Below are 18,140 nucleotides of genomic sequence, written 5' to 3' on the forward strand. Positions count from 1 at the left end.
ATGAGCCTTCACACCAGATTCTTCTTAGTTTTTGAACCAGTTTGTAACCACTTGTTTTTGTCCTTTTCATGTTTTCTATAGTTCATGGGCGATGGGGCGTGATATGGTTCTTTGTCGCTGTTTTCCCGAAGCATTCCACTCTGAAAGGACAGACTTTACAGTCATTGGTTTTTGCCGAATAGGTCTTGTAATTTGTTTCGCCACTTCTTATTAAATGTGTAAAGACTAGTTCCTTCTTGAACAACCGCTTATATAAACTAAAAATCGCGATGCACCTAGACTCTCTAAGCCAGGTGTACCGCGATTTTTTCACATTCCGAAACAATACGATGAAGACTAAATCTTATATATATCCTCTTCGTTTGGTAGAGAAGAAATCGCTCCTACCTTCGTACACACGACGGCACCTACTTTATTTGCAAAAAGAATGATCTCTTTAAGTTTACTAAAATCACTAAGAATTGTTTCATAGGACTCAAGATTTGCAAATTGAAATAAAGCAGCACCGACAAATGCATCACCAGCACCAGTTGAGTCAATTGAATTTACTTCGACGCTGTTTATTACACTCATTCCACTTCCATTTGAAAGAAGAGTGCCTTCCCATCCAAGGGTAACAGCCACTATTTTTGCCCCTAAATGATGGAGCATTGCTATTCCATCATATTTATCCATTTTTCCCGTGATTAGTTCAAGCTCTACTTCGCTAACTTTTACAAAGTCAGCCATTGATATACCCTTTCTAGCTAAACTAATAAATTCAGCCACTCTATTTTTCCATAAATCATGTCGGAAGTTAGGGTCAAACGATAGAAATATCCCCCTATTTTGTGCAAATTCCATTGCCTTTAAATAAGTTGTTTTAAAAGGGTTTTCCAGAAATGCAGTTGCAGATCCAAAGTGAATGATCTTTGCACCACTTAATCTATCTAGGTATAAGTTATCCTCTGTTAAATTTCGATCCGCTCCTCTATTGAATACAAAATCCCTTTCACCATTTGCTTGTAAAGAAACAAATGCTAAAGTAGTTGGTGCTAAATCGTCAGTAACAATCATCGATGTATCAACCCCCACCTCTTTCATCGTTTCTATTAAAAATAATCCAAATGGGTCATTTCCTACTTTTCCAATAAGACTCGTTTCCCCACCTAGCCTTGAAATAGCAGCTGCGACATTCGCTGGTGCACCCCCGGCTTTCTTTAGAAAATGATTACCTTCCATTAAATTAACATCAATATCTGTACAATAAAAATCGATCAAAAGCTCCCCAACGCATATGACTGCGCGGTTTGTTTTATTCATTTACATTACACTCTCCATTCTTGTGATTTAGGTAAAATGAAAGGCTATCGATCATTTTCGACAGCCTTCATAAACTCTTACTATCAACCCCTCTTTAATTGGATTGAAATTTAGTCTTTATCTTTCCCATATACTCTTTAAAGGGTATATTTTCAAAGACTTTAATGTAACTTCTCCACCCTTGCTATAAATTTGTAATCCTTTACTTGATGGATCCGGGAAAATTTGATCAGAAATAACCGTTTCACCTTTGTTTCCAAACACTTCTACAGCAGATCGGTCAATGAAAATATGCATTTTCACAGTCCCATTTATTGCATTTAACGGTCCGTCATGCTTACCGACTACATTGTTCCCATAATCAAAGCTTCCTGAACTTGAACGGTCTACGAATAACTGTTTGGTGGCAACATCATAGCCAATAGTCGTATATTCAGTTGCTCCTTTACGAACTTGAAAGCCGAATTCAGTTGCTTTTATATCATCTACATCAAACTCAGCTATCATTTCAAATGTATCTTCTGATAGTTTAGATAGGAGATTACTTTCACCAGATATGACTTTATTTTTATATGAAATTTTTTCACTCTTATCTCGAATGGTTTTTAAAGAAACTGGTGTTTGTTTTAAACGTAAACCTTCTTCTGTCTGAGTTAGCTCCATCTTTCTTGGTAATGTCGTTGAACTTCTCCAAGTCGAAGTTGGTGTATTATTTGCATATTGCCAATTACTCATCCAGCCAATCCAATATTTTTCGCCATTCTTACCCTCAATTCCGCTCCAATCTACTGCGGCATAATAATCTGCCCCATAGTCAGTCCATAACACTTGATTGGAAGGGTTTTCATTTTTAAAAGTTTTCCCGTCAAAGGTACCTACAAAATATTGCATACCTGACCCGCCTGCAGGAGCGCCATCATTAATGCTTACCTGTAGTACCCATTTTGTTTTTGAAGGGTCACCTTCAATTGGTAATTCGATGAGAGTAGGACATTCCCAAATCCCTCCGTTACTACCATGAGTAGAAGGTATCCACTCTCCAGAAACAGCAGACCAGTCTGTAAGGATGCCGCTTTCTTTCGAATCGTCTTTCTCAGGCTCTTTGGCAACTTGGTCTACTTCATTTGGCATGGCCCCTTCATTATAAACATTAACATCATCCATGTTTATATGACCCCAACCACCTGTAGCTTGGTCTACAGCTTTAATATATAACACTTCTCCAATGTATTTAGACGCATCCCAGACGTATTTATGATATTTTTCTTCTTTAAATTTGGTATTGGCTTGTCGAATTAATTCTTGATCATCAGAGGCTCTCACTAACGAAACATAGCGGGTGTTGATATCATTACCACCGCCCAACAGAAAGTTGATTTCTCCAGAGCCACCTAGTTTAAAATATGAGGAGTGCAGTTCACCTGTTGCGTCATCTCCCTTTTGTAGATCAGTAAACCCCCATAAGTGGTAGTTTCCTTGGTGGCCGAAATCCCCTCCCCAGTATGATGATACATTTGTCACATGATCTTTTGTGAAAGCATTACCTTCGATTGTACTCCACCCAGTTAGATCACCTGCCTCAAAATCATGATTAATAATTTCCTTTTCATTTGTCATGATGTTCTTACCAACTTGAACATCTTGGAATAACGTGGATGAATTCCAAACATTTAAGCCAAAATGCCCTGATGAAAAAGTTGAATCATTTACATCATGAATGAGATTTCCATCTAAAGAAATTTTAATATTTTTTCCATGGGTGCTTGCTTTTAAATGGTACCTTTTATCTGTATCTAGATTTATTGTTTTTTCAGCTAGAATGGATATGTCTCCATTTTCGATTTTCATGATTTTTATTGTATCGTTTAAAGCATCGATATTCGCCATATAACCGTTTGTTCCATTAGGATCTGCACGAAAAACGAGCGAGCCAGCTCCATTGCCACCTTTTCCCCCAGATATCTCAATGTTTGCTTCATAAAAAAAGTTATCCCCTGTTTGACCACTCATTACAAAAGCATCCTCCGTAGAGGTTCCACTTTTTCCATCCATCGTGTTCTCCCAGCTACCGTTTACATCTGTCCATTTTGATAAATTGGTTTCAAAGTTAGATGTATTCTTGAACTCCACATTTCGAAAGGCAGCCGTTGAATTCCACGCTGACAATCCATAGTATCCATAATCGAATTCTATATCTGTTTTTTTTATAACGGATTGATCGTTTACAGAGACTTGAATTTGATCCCCATCTGTTTCCACCTTCACATGGTAGGTAGTTGAAGTTTTGAGGGTAAAAGGTTTTCTCGCAATTTCCTCATTTGTTCCATCTACATTCTTACTTAATGTTATGACATCGTTTTTGGCATCAAAGCTTGCAACATAGCCGTTCTTTGCACTCCTATCTGACCGAAAAACTAAACCGCCTGCCCCTTCTCTCCCATTCTTCTCATTAAGGGTAATATCTCCCTCATAGCTAAATGATTCACCTGTCTGGGATGACATGGCATAAGAAGTTCTGTCTAAGCTATTTGCTTGTATTCCACCATCTTCGCCGAATTCACTTGCATACTCCCACTCTTTTAAATTAGGTGAGGTATAAAACATGATCTTATCCTTAGCCGCTAACGACATAACCCATTGGTTTGATTCTTCATGCCAAAATACTTTAGGATCGCGCCAATCTTGTATAGGAGGGTCTGGCATTACGGGATTCCCTTTATACTTTTCCCAAGTTCTTCCTTCATCTAGGCTATACGCTATACTTTGGACTTGCTTCTCCCCTGAATGCGTAAAGATGGCAACCATTGCTTCTTTTCCAAAGCCAGCTGTATTGTTCCAATCAATAACAGCACTCCCCGAGAAAATCTGGCCGTTTTCATCCGGCGATAAAGCAATCGGCAAATGCTCCCAATTAACAAGATCTTTACTGACAGCATGCCCCCAATGCATCGGTCCCCATGTCGTTCCATACGGATGATATTGATAAAACAAATGATATTCACCTTTATAAAAAACCATACCATTCGGATCATTCATCCAGTTAGCTTCAGGAGAAAAATGAAATTGATTACGGTATGGTTCATTATAATACCCAGGATCTTCTGCATATGCACTATTAAATGGTAAACAAGGGACAGTTAAACATATTAGTAGAATACTAATACTCCTCTTCACTTTTATTTCACATCCCTTTTTTAAAATCTAAAATGACATGTGATCGTTATGCTGGACTATTTCCGCGCAATCGATCTAATAAAACGGCTGCCACAATGACTCCACCTTTTACAACTAACTGCCAATAATAGTTGACATCCATTAGAGTTAACCCATTACTGATTACCCCCATAATTAAAACCCCAATAATTGTTCCTATTATTTTCCCTTTTCCACCTGTTAAACTTGTTCCTCCTAGAATAACAGCAGCAATTGCGTCTAATTCATACATTTGACCAGCAGTTGGCTGTCCAGAAAACAACCTTCCCGCTAAAACGACTCCTCCTAAACCAGCTAGTAAACCACTAATCGAATACACATTGATTAAAGACTTTTCAACCTTAATTCCAGTTAACCGAGCTGCCTCTTCATTGCCACCAATCGCATAAATATGACGACCAAACATCGTATATTTAAGAACAAAAAACATCACAACATATACTAAAGACATGATATAAATAGGAGTGGGGATTCCGAAAATACTTCCACCACCGATGAATTTAAATGTTTCGTTTTGTAAAACAATTGGATAACCGCCACTAATGACATAAGCGAGTCCACGAACATATGTGAAGCTGCCTAGTGTAACAATAAATGCTGGTAACTTTGCTTTGGCTGTAAGAAAACCATTAATCAGTCCTACTGCATACCCTACTAGTACGCCTGATAACATCGCAATAATAGGATTAACTCCTGCAGAAGAGACCATGACTGAGATAACGCCTGATAGAGCAACTGTTGCACCAACTGATAAATCAATACCACCAGTTAAAATAACGATTGTCATCCCAGCAGCTAAAATAGCAATAATGGAAACCTGTTTTAATACATTCAATAAATTGGCTGTATCTAAAAAATTTGGTGCTGTAAATGAAAGTACTACACACAATAATAATAAAATCATGATCATGCCAAGCCTATTCCATAAAGAATAAAGGACATTTCCTATATTTAGGCGTTGTGAATGTGTAATAGTTTGCGTATTCCCTCTCATTTCTCTCTCCCCCCTTTGGTAGCTAAACGCATAATTGTTTCCTGTGTAGCTTCTTCCTTCGAAAGCTCGCCTGTTAACCTTCCTTCACTCATGACAAGTATTCGATCACTTACCCCCAATACTTCAGGAAGTTCAGATGATATCATTAAAACGGCCAATCCTTCATCTGCAAGCTTTGAAACAATCTTGTGGATTTCAGTCTTGGCACCTATATCAACCCCTCGTGTTGGTTCATCAAGTAGTAGTACCTTTGGTGCAATTGATAGCCACCTAGCGATCACTACCTTTTGTTGGTTCCCACCACTTAAGTTTGATACTTGCTGTTCTGGGGAAGCTATTTTTATATTTAAGTCTTCAATATATTGGTTAGCGCTTTCATTTGCTTGCTTCCAATTAACAATTCCTGCTTTAGCGTGTTTTTTCAATTCAGCCATTATGATGTTCTCTTTTACGGACATTGATAAAAATAACCCTTGTTCTTTCCTGCTTTCAGGTACATGTGCAATCCTATTAGCAATAGCATCTATTGAGGATTTGATTCTAACAGATTGACCATCAACCAATATTTCGCCACTTTTCAACTCGGACAAACCGAAAATGGCCCTAACCAATTCTGTTCTGCCAGCTCCAACAAGCCCCGCTAAACCAACAATTTCACCTGGGTAAATTTTTAAAGATACATTCTTTACAATTGTGTTATCAGAAACATTTTTCAATTCAAGTACAGGTGAAACTTCCGTTAGATTTTTTGTGCCAAAAGCTTTTGACCGATTAAACAAGTCCTTTAAATCCCTTCCTACCATCAGCTTTACGAGATGATCAGGATTTGTCTCTTCAATCGGCCCACTTGCAATCCATTCGCCGTCACGTAATACAGTGAACCTATTAGAAATTTTAAAGATTTCTTCCATTCTGTGAGAGATATATACAATAGCAACTCCCTGCTTTTTCAAATCATCAATAATTTCAAACAGCTTTTTTATTTCTTTATCTGTTAAAGAGGCGGTTGGTTCATCCATTATGAGTACCTCTGCATTAAAGGATAATGCTCGGGCGATCTCGACAATTTGTTGTTGAGCAACACTTAAGGTCGAAACCAATTGGCGTGGATTTAGATTCGACCCCATTGAATCTAACACCTCTTGGGCACGTTCATGGACCTCATCCCATTTCACCATTCCTAAACCATTTCTAGGAAAGTTCGAACCCATTAAGATATTTTCACTTATTGTTAAATTAGGAGAAAGGTTTAACTCCTGATGAATAACACTAATTCCTTTGTTCCTTGCATCAGTAGGGTCCTTCCATAAAATTGGTTGACCTTTCAAGTAGATTTTCCCACCATTGTCATCAGGTGTATGAATGCCTGCGAGGATTTTCATGAAAGTTGACTTTCCAGCGCCATTCTCTCCCATTAATGCATGTACTTCACCTGGATAAAGTTCCATTCTCACATTGTTCAATACGGTTACACTTGAGAACGTTTTACCAATCCCTTCCATATTCAACACTGGCTTTTTTAGAATTTGTTGGCCTTTAAGCGACATTTCATTGACAGCCATACCTTTATCTCACCCCTTATATTGATTTGAAGAGGCTGATTAAAGGAGGAATCCTTATCAGCCTATTATTGAAAGAGGCTTACCAACCTTGGTAAGAATCTAATGTATCTTGAGTTACAATCTCAACTGGAACTTTAATAAGCTCCTCAACTTCTTCACCATTTTTCACTTTCATTCCGATTTCAACAGCTTTTTTGATCATGTTACTAGGTGACTGAGCTGAAGTTGCAGCAATTGTACTTCCTTCCTTTGCCATTGCTTCTGTGGCTTCAGGAGCACCGTCCACACCGACAATGAAAAATTCATTTTTACGATTCGCTTGCTCTTGAGCAATTTCAACACCAATTGCTGCTGGATCATTAATCGCAAATACAGCGTCAATAGAGCCTGATGAATTAGCTTGTAAAATACTTTCCATCACCGTTAATGCCTTTTCGCGATTCCCTTCTCCATTTTGCTTCGCGATAACTTTAATTTCGGAATCCTTTATTGCATCTTCAAATCCTTGAATACGATCAGATACAGCCGAAACAGGAGGTCCATCAATAATAACTATTTTTCCTTTTCCACCTAATTTTTCAATCACATATTCTCCGGCCAGTTTACCAGCTTGATAGTTGTCTGAAGTAACAGTTGCATCGACACCACCTTCAGCATTAGTATCTACAGCAACTACTGGAATATCAGCAGCTTTGGCCTGTTGAACAGCTGCCGCAATTCCTTTTGTATCAACAGCATTTAAAAGAATGATATCTACCTTTTTCGTAATAAAGTTTTCAATTTGAGCTGCTTGTTTTGCTAGATCATATTCAGCGCTTTCAACTAGAACTTCAGCACCTAATTCTTTTCCTGCTTCTTCAGCACCTTTAGCCATGGAGACGAAGAAAGGGTTTGCTAAACTCCCCACCGCTACACCGATCGTTAATTGTTTGTTACCTTTTTGTCCTTCGTTACCATCTGTTGGTCCATTTGATGATTCACTAGCCCCACTACATGCCGTCATCGCGGCAATTACAAAAGCCAAAACTAGTATTCCTATAATTTTTACATATTTTTTCATATTAATCCCCCTAGTTTTTGAAGATGAAAATAATTAGCTACAGAACGAGAAATTGTTACCGCTCTCAATCTCTTAAACTAGATCACCTCCTTAAATGAATATTTTTGGTTGAAATAATGGAGATATGGTTGATTTTGATAGTTTTTTCACATTGACTTTTTATTGATAACGCTTTCATCCCTCGTAAAACAATATAATTACCCTTTACCCCTTATAATTACAATTGAATGAATTTGGTTGGTTTTGATTGATTTTGATTATATTAAAGCTGTTTGTAATTGTCAATGGTACCAATTATTACAAAAAATATATTGATAACATAAAATATTAAACTTTCAAATGGAATGTTTAATAGATGGAGCAGATTTTCCCTCATTGTTAATTGATCACATTACAATGAATCAAGCATTCTTTATTATATTGATAAAACAAAGGGGTAAATTTCCAATAAAATAATTTCAGAATTTTCAAAAAAGCTGGTATTCAAACTGTCTGAATCAGACAGTTTGAATACCAGCTTTCCTTCAACGATAGCAAATTTAGTTTTTAATCCCTCACAATAATTATCTCCGTTTTCTCCTTATATTTTCCTAACGTTATTGTACTTTCTTCATTCGTAATAACTTTTGTTTGGTTTAAATCTGCAAACTTAGAAAATGATACTTCTCCAAACTTTGTATGATCTGCTAATACAAAGGCCTCACGTGACAAGAAAATGGCTCTTTCTTTTATTTGCGCCTCTTCTGGATCTGGGGTAGTCAATCCAAAATTATAATGAATAGCGTTCGCACCCATGAAACACTTATCAAATCTGTATTTTTTTATACTTTCGTATGCATAACGTCCAACTGTTGCTTTAGTAATCTTTTTAACAAACCCACCAATAAAATATGTACATATTTCATTTTCAAGTAATGCATCTAAATGATCAATTCCGTTTGTAATGACAACGATATCTTTTTGCCTTAAATGTTTGATCATCTGATACGTTGTTGTTCCAGCATCAAGATAAACACAGTCGCCGTCCAAAATTAGTTCTGCCGCATATTTTGCTATCTTAGCTTTTTCCTCAAGGTTCTGCGTTATTTTCTCAAACACACTTGGTTCGTCTCGCTTACTATGTAAAAGTGAAGCTCCACCATGTACTCGTTTTAAGTAGTTCTGCTTTTCTAATTGATCTAGATCACGACGCAAAGTAGATTCTGAAGTATTTGTTAATTCTACTAGCTCATGAATCTTAACATTCCCCTTTTCTTTTAACAGCTTTAAAATTAATTGATGCCGTTCCGTAATAAGCATGTTATCTCCTCCTCGTATTACACTTCTATTTAAAGGTTCTTCGTGTATTCTAGTTTAATTAATTTTAGTATATAGAATTTTGCAGTGACATGTGAGAACTATATTAGGGGTACCGCCAACAAGCTATGGTGAATTTGTATCATCACAACGAAAAAACGCTATTCTTTTTGTAGAAATATACAGGAAGGATGGCGTTTTCTATGAGTTTTTCTGTTTCAGACGAGATGAATCTCTTTTCTCAAGAACTTCAAAACTACTTATCCCATCTTCTCTACAACAATTAGCTAAAGAATGGATTTGAGTCAATATTTTGGACACAAAAAAGTTAAATCTTAAGCTGCATTTCTAATTTGGTCTTCAATAGCTTGTGGAGTTTTATATCCTAAGCTGCTGTGAATTCTTTTTCGGTTATACCAACCTTCAATAAATTGGAATATCGCTAATTTAGCTGTTTGGTAATCTAGATACTGGACGTGGTTGACTTCTTCCTTTTTTAGTATCGCATGAAAGGATTCAATACAGGCACTATCGTGCGGGCAACCTTTTGACTAAAGGATTGCTTAATATGATGATTCTGGGTATGATGAGTAAACTCACTGCTTTTATATTGTGAGCCAAGACCCGTATGAAGAACTAAGCCCTCCGAGGGCTTTTGTGAAGAGTGAGCGTTATCGAAAGCTTTTATGACCAGATCTGTCGTCATAGAACGTGAAAAGGAATACCCAACTATTTTCTTTGAATGAAGATCCAATACAGAAGCTAAATAACACCATCCGTCTTTTAACGTGTGGATATACGTAATATCAGCTACCCATTTCTCATTAATGGTCTGGGTGGTAAAGTCTCGTTTAAGCAAATTATCTAACTGAATAACTTTTTCTTTAGATGGCTAAGAACGGTATTTTTTCTTCGTGATAGAACGAATACTCGCCTTGCTCATTAAGCGTTGAACACGCTTTAGACTGAGGGAAAATCCTTTGGTTAATAGGATTTGATGTATCTTAGGAGCACCATACCGTCCCTTTGCTTTCTAGGTAAATGAGGTTCATTTTATTCGTTAGTTCTTTGTTTTCCTGTTCGCGATTGGATACGACAAGTTGAAGAGACTGATAATGGCGGCTTCTTGGGGATTTCTAATACTTCACACATTCTCTGTACAGGGTATAGATTCCTATTTTCCTCGATAAATTCGGTAAGGTCTGTCTCGGTTATTTTTTCGCGAATATGGCCATAGCCTTTTTTAAGATTTCAACTTCCTGCTTTAACCGAAGGTTTTCCTTCTGTATGGCGGCTAATTCCTTCGGAGTCATAGACTCTTTCCCTAAACCGATAGGGGTAAATTCTTTAACCCATTTTAAATAGTTACGTCTGATACACCATATTCGCCACTTAATTCTCTTACTGAATTACCCGAGTGACAAAGATCTACAATAGTCTTCTTGAATTCATTATTATACTTTTCACCTGTATTCTTACGTTCGAACACATCCTCTCAAAAATCATTATTGGACTTAACTAAAATGTGTCCATGAAACTATACTAACTCCAGAAGTTGGTTTTGTTTAACGTACAAGTAAATATCAAGCACAAGAATTAATTGCTTTATGTGTATGGCTTAGTCAACAGGTCGCGAGTACACCACTAACACAATTGTGTAGCCGCCTCGAAGCATCTACAGGTGTCCTCATGAGCCCCTAAGGGCTTAATCAACGATTTAATGGTTCAGCCGTACAGTTTCTTCAACAAGTTCTAGCTAATCTTTTAACTCAAAGAATTCATTCAACACAAGAAATACTTCATCCATACTCCACGACTTTTAAACGTATTCGGATCCTAGATTCTACAACATTTCAACTTCCAGATAAGTTTGCTTCACATTATCAAGGTTCTGGCGGAAGTAGCCATACCGCAGGTGTTAAAATCCAACTTGAATATGACTTATTGAGTGGGAAGTTCCTCCACGTTTATGTAGGAGAAGGGAGATAAAATGATAAAACCTTCGGTTCCACAAGTCTACTAACCATTCAACCGAAAGACTTATACATAAGGGATTTAGGGTATTTCGACTTACACGACTTACAGAAAATGAATGATGAAGGTGCTTACTTTGTCTCACGTTTGAAGTTGAATTCTCGTATATATCGTAAGAATGATGAACCAGAGTTTTTTCGAAATGGGACTGTGAAGAAAGGTACTCTCTTTATTCAGTTAGACACGGAAGAGCTTATGAATCAATTACAACCTGGTCAAACACTTGAAATTTCAGAAGCATACATTGGGCTGTATCAAAAACTACCCGCCCGAGTGATTATTCATCGACTAACTGAGGTACAAACAGAGAAAAGATTGAAAGAACAAGCAAAAAAAGAAAAGAAGAAGGGCATTACCTATAGAGACCGAAGCAAACGATTAAGTGGAATGAACGTATTATTACAAATCTTTCTTTAGAAGACGTTCCAACGGAACATATTCATGAACTGTATTCGTTACGTTGGCAGATTGAAATTCTATTTAAGACATGGAAATCTTTCTTTCAAATTGACAAGTGCATAGAGATTAAGAGGGAACGCTTAGAGTGTCACTTGTATGGGCAACTTATTAGCATTTTACTCTGTTCATCTACGATGTTTAGAATGCGTCAGTTACTTTTAGATAAGAAAAAGAAGGAGTTAAGTTAATATAAATCCATCTATATGATAAAAGACTATTATTTATTGTTTTATCAAGGATTACAAAAGGACGCCAAAGAATTATCAAAAGTTTTTCTACGTCTGTCACAAAAACTTAAAGCTGCCTAATATTTTTTTAAAAAAACTATTTGATGTTTTTTTTGTCATGAGCATTTTTAGTGTAACCTTAGCAAATTAAAGAGAACACACTTTTATATTATCTCTTGCGCGCTTAGCTTGATGGCGATGTGGTGGTACCCCTTTTAGTAAATGTACATATTTGAAGGAGTCATTTCTTATAAAAGAATGTATGTGTACTCATATGAAAGGTATCTGCCAAGATGAGGTTCAATTAATCGGATCAAAATGTGTAACCTTCATATTCTTAAAGATCGTTTTGCCGCCCTCGGAGAAGAGAGTAATTCCTTTATCTTCAGCATGAGGGAATATTAAGTTTGAATAAGCAGCCTTTCCATCATCCACAAAAACTTCAATACTCGTTTTATCGACGAGTATCTTTAAATGAACCTTCTTCTTACTGACATCAAATGGTGCAGTACTTTCAACGAACTGATTCATTTCGTCAGGTTGATCTGTGAATACTCGATTGACATAAGAGTAATTTCCTTCTGCAGAAATGCCTACGTCAACGTGGCGTTTTTGATCATCTGACTCCCTGAGCCTAAATCCTGCAGTCTTAAAATCCGACCATGAGAGATCTGCCTCTATTTGATAGGCATCTCCTTTAACATCAAGTGTTTCCGAGCCATCCACTTCGATTTTATCAAAAGAATTCATTGAGCTTGTCAATTCTTTTAATGCTTCTGAAGGCTGTGAAGAAAGATAATACTTGTTCTCTCCTTCACGCTTTAGTTCAATTTGACGGACGATCGAATCCATTCCGTTAAACCCTTCTTTTAATGTCGGCGTATTGTTGGCGTAGGCCCAGTTATTCATCCAAGCGAGGGCATAGCGTTTGTCTAATTTGTCACTTGCCTTGCCATCTTCAAACGATACTCCGCCATACCAATCGAAACCGTAGTCTAGCCATTGGGGTTCATGGTTATCTAGAAGAAATTCTGTTCCATTAAACGTTCCTGTCCAGTATGCATAGGTGTTGGGTTTCCCTGCTGCTTTTCCGTTTGCACTGACGCCCAGCACCCACTTTACTGTCCCGTCATCAGCGCGGATCTGGTAAAGGTCAGGGCACTCTAAAACTCCAATGTTCTTAGTGGAAAAGCTGCTCGTATAGCGCCAATCTTTCAGATTATTAGACTCATAAAAACCTATTTTCGATCCTTCGGCCAAGGTCATGACCCATTTTTGATTTGTGTTATCCCAGATGATTTTTGGATCTCTAAAATCCTTCGTTCCTGGATTTTTCATAATAGGCTCGTCACTGTAAGAGGTAAACGTATTTCCTTTGTCCGTACTGTACCATAGAAATTGTTCTTGTTTCTGGCCATCCTTAGAAGGTTGTGTTGCGATCGCCACAAAAGCCTCTTTTCCAAACCCAGCTGTATTATCCGTGTCTATAACGACTGACCCTGTCCATGGATCCCCATTTTGATTCGTATATTTTGGAATGGCAATTCCTTCATCATTCCAGTGAATCAAATCTTTAGAGGTGGCATGTCGCCATTCTGTACCATTGCCATCCGGGTAATCTCCATTATAGAGGTAAAAATAATGATAATTTCCTTCATAGTAAACGGGCTTCTGTGGATCGTTTTTCCAATGATCAGGAGAAGTAAAATGATAGGCAGCCCGGTAAGAGTGCTTTTCTACCTTATTTGGCTGATTAGCTTCTTTTGTTTTATAAAATGAATGAATCAAAATTCCTGTGCTAATAACCATCCATAATCCAAGAACGAATAATCCAACCATCTTATATTTCTTTTTGTTCACTTAAACTCACCACTTTCCTCTTTTAAAATAGAAAAAAGAAAATGCCAAGTTTTCCTGACATTTTCTTTTTCTTTTCAATTACTTAACCGTAATCTGGCCTTGTTCAAGAATACTGTCTTTTACTACTGATGTTTTTTCCCCTTTAATGTTAAGCTGGAAGCTTGGGGCAAAGGTAGATTTATTGTCTTCAAAATAACCTCTGTTTGTCATGTAGCTAGTCACTACAACATTATCACTGTCAGCCTGCGGGATCGCATAGTGTGCATAGTTCCAAGTGATGTCATATGGATCTAGATCCTGATGCAGGACGATGCCCGTTTTATTTAATGGTTTATATGGGCCAGTTAAGGAATTTGACGTGTAGCCTAACATGTAAATATCTTGATTATCGATTCCATCAATGGTCATTTTTGATCCTCTTGAACTTGTGAATAAATACCACTTGCCATCCTTTTTAAAGATGTTTGGACGTTCGATTTCATCTGTGACCGTATTTGAAACAATCAATGGCTTCATTTCTTTTTTCAATGTATAATCGTCGTTTACTTCAATAATTCCAATTGCACCGTTGGCAAGTTCAGCTAATTCTTTTTTAGGGCTTTGCATAAGTTTGTTTTTTTCACCTTGGAAGAAATTATTGCTGTTGCCATAATAAGCTCGATTGTATAGCGATTCTTCGCCTTGGTAGCCATATTCTGTACCCGTATTTGCTTCAAATACAAGGTATTTGCGGCCGTTGTCTTCTACATAGTGAGGGTCTCTGAAGGTATGATTATCAGCAGAATTTCCGTCCTCTACAAATTTATCTACAGTTTGATAGTACTTGCTGTCTTTGCCTTCATAGATGGATTTGTAATCCTCAACACCATCCACTTCTAATGTTTCAGAATCTGGCTCTGAGAGGTTTACTTGAGCGGTTGTCAAGGTTTGTTTACCATAATTTCCTGACTCAGGTATATACGGTTCCCGGTTTGTATAGAATAAGCGAACTTCCCCGTCCTCAGTGAAGGTTGCAGATCCTGACCACTCTTCGGCTTGCTCTTTTAGGTAAGGATCATTTGGAACGTTTTTATCATTGTCATCAAATACTCTTCCAGCATTCTTCCAAGCATCAAGGGAGTCGTCGCCCACTTTTTTGTAGAATATGTAGATGAACGTATCGCTCGCGTTTTTAGGATCGCCTGCTAATCCAAAAACGATATGATATCCTTTGTACTCTGCAACAGTCCCGTCAGCGTTTTGCAATGGCCATGTATCCCACACATCTAAATCAATGGTTTCGCCTGATTTCGTTACTTTTTTGGCAGAAGGGATGTTTTTAATTGTGGATTCGTCAAACTTAGGAACGGCATATCTAGTATCACCGTGCTGATTAATCATATCTTTCATAGCTGATCGAGTGATTTGTGAAGTATCGTACGTTTCTTTGTAATCTGCCGGATCCTTTGAAGCTGCAAATGATTGGGTAACAGTACCGCTTAATAGAATGCCAGTACTGAGTATTCCTGCTGTTGCCTGTTTGGCAAGCCTGCTAAAGTTCATAAGTCTTCCTCCTCGTTTTATGTGTTTGCTAGTACAATAGAATTATAGGCGATTCCTGAAAAGAGAGGTATGCCACATATTGATTGGAATTTAGTCGTATATTGATATCGCAATTGCGGAAGGCAAAAAAAGCCCCGGCAAGAGGCTATTCCTTCGAAAACCTCTCCCAGGACTTCTGATATTCATTGAGCAGCTGATGGCGGTTCAGCTGTTTCCCGACATAGAGCTGAGTCGCGGCTCCGAATTCCTCTCTAATTTCAACAGGGAAGTGAAACCAGTTAGATGGGACGGTGTTCCCATCTTTGTAATTTCGAAGAGTTTCTTCTGCGAGCGGCCCTATATCATCAGTTTTAATGTTCTTAAACGCAGGAATGAATTTGAATTCTTCCGTCATGAACCGTTTTCCTTGTTCTGACATCACCATCCAATTTAAAAACTTCTTGGCTTCTTTTTTCTTTTCAGGAATGGACTGTTTATTTACGGCCCAATAATTTGGAACGCCGACGACAAGGGCTTCCTTTAAAGGTCGGTCATTAATCGGAATCGGCATAAAACCAATGTTCATGTCAGGCGAAGCTTGATCGATCATCGGCTGAATCCAGTTGCCTTGCTGAATGATGGCTGCTTTTTCTGAGGTAAACAGATTCACTTCCATTGTATAGTCCGTTGATAGTGGATTATCATTTCCGTACTTTATGGTGAGATCCAGCAGGGCAAGTAGATCCTTGAATGTTTGATTGGTACTGATTTTTTCCGTTCCGTTATTTAAATTTCTTATAAAAGCATCAGTATCCTTTTGCTGGGCAAAAGCAACATTCATTAGATGGTCGCCCAATTCCCAGTCTTCATAGTAGCCTGTTGCAAAGGGAGTAATGCCTGCATTCTGCAGCTTTTCGGCAGCTGCTGTCAGTTCAGAAAGAGTGGCGGGCTGTTCAGTAATGCCGGCTTGTTTAAATAGATCCTTATTATAGATAAAGCCATACCCTTCAAGGTTAACCGGCATTCCGTAAATTTTCCCGTCCAATGTGACCGGCGTCAGGGCTTCTTTGTATGCTTGATTAATCCAGGGCTCCCCTGAGAGATCCTCCAGATAGTTCCGCCATAGCTTGGCATTTTCATAGCCGCTGTTTGTAAAGATATCCGGACCAGTGCCGGTCGCCATTTCGGCTTTTAGGTCGGCGAGGTCATCCATTGCGCCTCCAACAGTATGTACCCTGATATTGACGTGAGGATTTTCCCGTTCATAAGCACGCGTCATTTCTTCAAATTGAGTGGAGATTTCCACTTTCGGATTCCTTAAATCCAGCGTGATTTTCCGCTCTGTCTTTTCCGTTTTTTCTGGTGGGGCTTCGTCCTGACATGCCGAAAGAGACAGGCTGACGGCTCCGATTAACAAAAGGGATAAAAACCTGTTTTTCATCATGTCACCCCTTTAGATTCATGTTGATCGTTCTTATTCCTGAACTCAAAAGGCGTCATGCCGACGACCTTTTTAAATAGCTTTGAAAAGTAGATTTCATCTTGATAGCCAAGCATGGTCGAGATGGAGTAAATGCTTTTGTCTTTTTGTTGCAGCCACGACTTTGCCTGTCTGATTCTAAGCTCCGTGATGTATTTGGACAGGGTCATTCCGGTTTCTTGCTTATACTTTCTTGAGATATGCTCGCGGCTTAAGAAGAAAACATTCGACAGCTTTTCCAGACTCAAATCCTCCATATAATACATGTCAACATAGGAAACCATGTCTTCCATGCGGCGAGCGGCATCTATTTCATCCAGACGGTGGATGGATCGGAAGTTTTGTTCCTCGAGCTTTTTCTGCAGAGCCTGAAACGAGGTCCTGATATCCGATAAAGTTTCGACCTGGTCTTCAGTTACAAGCCTTACAGGGATATCGAACTCCTGGCTGATCCATTCCTCAACGGAGAGCCATTGATCGTGAATGGTGATAACAAGGCAGAGGTTAAGATCCGTCTGCAGAGAAAACGCATTTCCTAATTTGCGGTCCGCAAGTTCATCTGAAAGCTTTTGAATATAGAGATCCGGATTGTGCATCTGGTAAAAGGAGAGCAGTGTCAGCTTATAGCCCTCCGATTCAGGAAGAAACTCGGCAAGGCTGATTGCATCTGAACGGTCCCCCAGACATATCGCAGTGGCTAACTGGTTTCTCCGCAGTTTTTTCACATCTTCCAGCACTTCAGCATGTTCAAAGTCATCCTTCCAGGCTTGTACCGATTTTTCCAGAGTATGATTGAACGCCTCATACTCAATCGGCTTCAGCAGGTAATCAAAGCTGCTGTGCTGAATGGCTTTCCGCATATAGGAATAATCGTTATATCCAGTAATGAAAATAACTTTCCCCGGATAGGAAATGGAATCCAGCCACTCAATCAGTTCGATTCCGCCCATACCGGGCATTTTCACGTCTGTAAAGATAATCTCAGGGCGTTCTTTCTCAATCAGTGATTTTGCCTCATGGCCATTTTTCGCTTCCAATAGCTTGGTGATGCCGTAAGTTTCCCACTTGCCTAAATGGCGTATGACGTCCCGCACATTGAATTCATCATCGACAATCAGTGCTTTCACCGTGT

General features: G+C 38.4%; 10 protein-coding genes and 3 pseudogenes. 1 reads left to right on the forward strand and 12 read right to left on the reverse strand.

The window, feature by feature from the left end:
• Positions 1 to 336 precede the first annotated feature (336 nt).
• The 8 genes and pseudogenes from ACFX4L_RS20610 to ACFX4L_RS20645 form a co-directional block, all read right to left on the reverse strand.
• Positions 337 to 1,302, reverse strand: a complete 966-nt coding sequence (locus tag ACFX4L_RS20610; protein WP_377382925.1) for a carbohydrate kinase family protein — start codon at positions 1,300 to 1,302, stop codon at positions 337 to 339.
• A gap of 117 nt (positions 1,303 to 1,419) precedes the next feature.
• Positions 1,420 to 3,354, reverse strand: a complete 1,935-nt coding sequence (locus ACFX4L_RS20615) for a glycoside hydrolase family 32 protein (RefSeq protein ID WP_377406067.1) — start codon at positions 3,352 to 3,354, stop codon at positions 1,420 to 1,422.
• A 78-nt stretch (positions 3,355 to 3,432) separates the two neighbouring features.
• A pseudogene (locus ACFX4L_RS20620) lies at positions 3,433 to 4,464 on the reverse strand (glycoside hydrolase family 32 protein); the annotation flags it as partial.
• A 58-nt stretch (positions 4,465 to 4,522) separates the two neighbouring features.
• Positions 4,523 to 5,425 carry an ABC transporter permease gene (locus ACFX4L_RS20625; RefSeq protein WP_225988884.1) on the reverse strand — a complete coding sequence of 301 codons (903 nt, stop codon included), beginning with the start codon at positions 5,423 to 5,425 and terminating at the stop codon, positions 4,523 to 4,525.
• A gap of 80 nt (positions 5,426 to 5,505) precedes the next feature.
• Positions 5,506 to 7,071, reverse strand: coding sequence for a sugar ABC transporter ATP-binding protein (locus ACFX4L_RS20630; RefSeq protein WP_377406047.1), 1,566 nt, complete (start codon positions 7,069 to 7,071; stop codon positions 5,506 to 5,508).
• Positions 7,072 to 7,150: 79 nt separating this feature from the next.
• Positions 7,151 to 8,131: an ABC transporter substrate-binding protein gene (locus ACFX4L_RS20635; RefSeq protein WP_377406049.1), complete on the reverse strand. Its 981-nt coding sequence runs from the start codon at positions 8,129 to 8,131 to the stop codon at positions 7,151 to 7,153.
• Positions 8,132 to 8,677: 546 nt separating this feature from the next.
• A complete protein-coding gene (locus tag ACFX4L_RS20640) occupies positions 8,678 to 9,430 on the reverse strand; it encodes a DeoR/GlpR family DNA-binding transcription regulator (protein WP_284470528.1) in 753 nt (250 codons plus the stop codon).
• A gap of 332 nt (positions 9,431 to 9,762) precedes the next feature.
• Positions 9,763 to 10,916 (reverse strand): annotated as a pseudogene (locus ACFX4L_RS20645) (IS3 family transposase).
• A 53-nt stretch (positions 10,917 to 10,969) separates the two neighbouring features.
• On the opposite strand from ACFX4L_RS20645, the pseudogene ACFX4L_RS20650 reads away from it, so the two are divergent.
• Positions 10,970 to 12,219, forward strand: a pseudogene (locus ACFX4L_RS20650) (IS4 family transposase); the annotation flags it as partial.
• Positions 12,220 to 12,447: 228 nt separating this feature from the next.
• Here ACFX4L_RS20650 and ACFX4L_RS20655 read toward each other — a convergent pair.
• The 4 genes from ACFX4L_RS20655 to ACFX4L_RS20670 all read right to left on the reverse strand — a co-directional run bounded on the left by ACFX4L_RS20655 (position 12,448) and on the right by ACFX4L_RS20670 (position 18,135).
• Positions 12,448 to 13,956: a glycoside hydrolase family 32 protein gene (locus ACFX4L_RS20655; RefSeq protein WP_377406069.1), complete on the reverse strand. Its 1,509-nt coding sequence runs from the start codon at positions 13,954 to 13,956 to the stop codon at positions 12,448 to 12,450.
• Positions 13,957 to 14,085: 129 nt separating this feature from the next.
• A complete protein-coding gene (locus ACFX4L_RS20660) occupies positions 14,086 to 15,549 on the reverse strand; it encodes a glycoside hydrolase family 68 protein (RefSeq protein WP_377406051.1) in 1,464 nt (487 codons plus the stop codon).
• Positions 15,550 to 15,694: 145 nt separating this feature from the next.
• Positions 15,695 to 16,969, reverse strand: coding sequence for an ABC transporter substrate-binding protein (locus ACFX4L_RS20665; RefSeq protein WP_377406053.1), 1,275 nt, complete (start codon positions 16,967 to 16,969; stop codon positions 15,695 to 15,697).
• Positions 16,969 to 18,135: a response regulator gene (locus ACFX4L_RS20670; RefSeq protein ID WP_377385806.1), complete on the reverse strand. Its 1,167-nt coding sequence runs from the start codon at positions 18,133 to 18,135 to the stop codon at positions 16,969 to 16,971. The genes ACFX4L_RS20665 and ACFX4L_RS20670 overlap by 1 nt, the downstream gene beginning before the upstream one ends.
• Positions 18,136 to 18,140 lie beyond the last annotated feature (5 nt).

It is taken from the genome of Peribacillus sp. YIM B13482 (assembly GCF_042787975.1).
GTDB lineage: Bacteria > Bacillota > Bacilli > Bacillales > DSM-1321 > Peribacillus > Peribacillus simplex_A.

Bases quoted from the DNA above. Each gene is read 5' to 3' on its own strand.
- ACFX4L_RS20610 (WP_377382925.1), bottom strand. From the start codon at position 1,302: ATGAATAAAACAAACCGCGCAGTCATATGCGTTGGGGAGCTTTTGATC.
- ACFX4L_RS20640 (WP_284470528.1), bottom strand. From the start codon at position 9,430: ATGCTTATTACGGAACGGCATCAATTAATTTTAAAGCTGTTAAAAGAA.
- ACFX4L_RS20630 (WP_377406047.1), bottom strand. From the start codon at position 7,071: ATGGCTGTCAATGAAATGTCGCTTAAAGGCCAACAAATTCTAAAAAAG.
- ACFX4L_RS20655 (WP_377406069.1), bottom strand. From the start codon at position 13,956: ATGGTTATTAGCACAGGAATTTTGATTCATTCATTTTATAAAACAAAA.
- ACFX4L_RS20625 (WP_225988884.1), bottom strand. From the start codon at position 5,425: ATGATCATGATTTTATTATTATTGTGTGTAGTACTTTCATTTACAGCA.
- ACFX4L_RS20660 (WP_377406051.1), bottom strand. From the start codon at position 15,549: ATGAACTTTAGCAGGCTTGCCAAACAGGCAACAGCAGGAATACTCAGT.
- ACFX4L_RS20665 (WP_377406053.1), bottom strand. From the start codon at position 16,969: ATGAAAAACAGGTTTTTATCCCTTTTGTTAATCGGAGCCGTCAGCCTG.
- ACFX4L_RS20635 (WP_377406049.1), bottom strand. From the start codon at position 8,131: ATGAAAAAATATGTAAAAATTATAGGAATACTAGTTTTGGCTTTTGTA.
- ACFX4L_RS20615 (WP_377406067.1), bottom strand. From the start codon at position 3,354: ATGGATGGAAAAAGTGGAACCTCTACGGAGGATGCTTTTGTAATGAGT.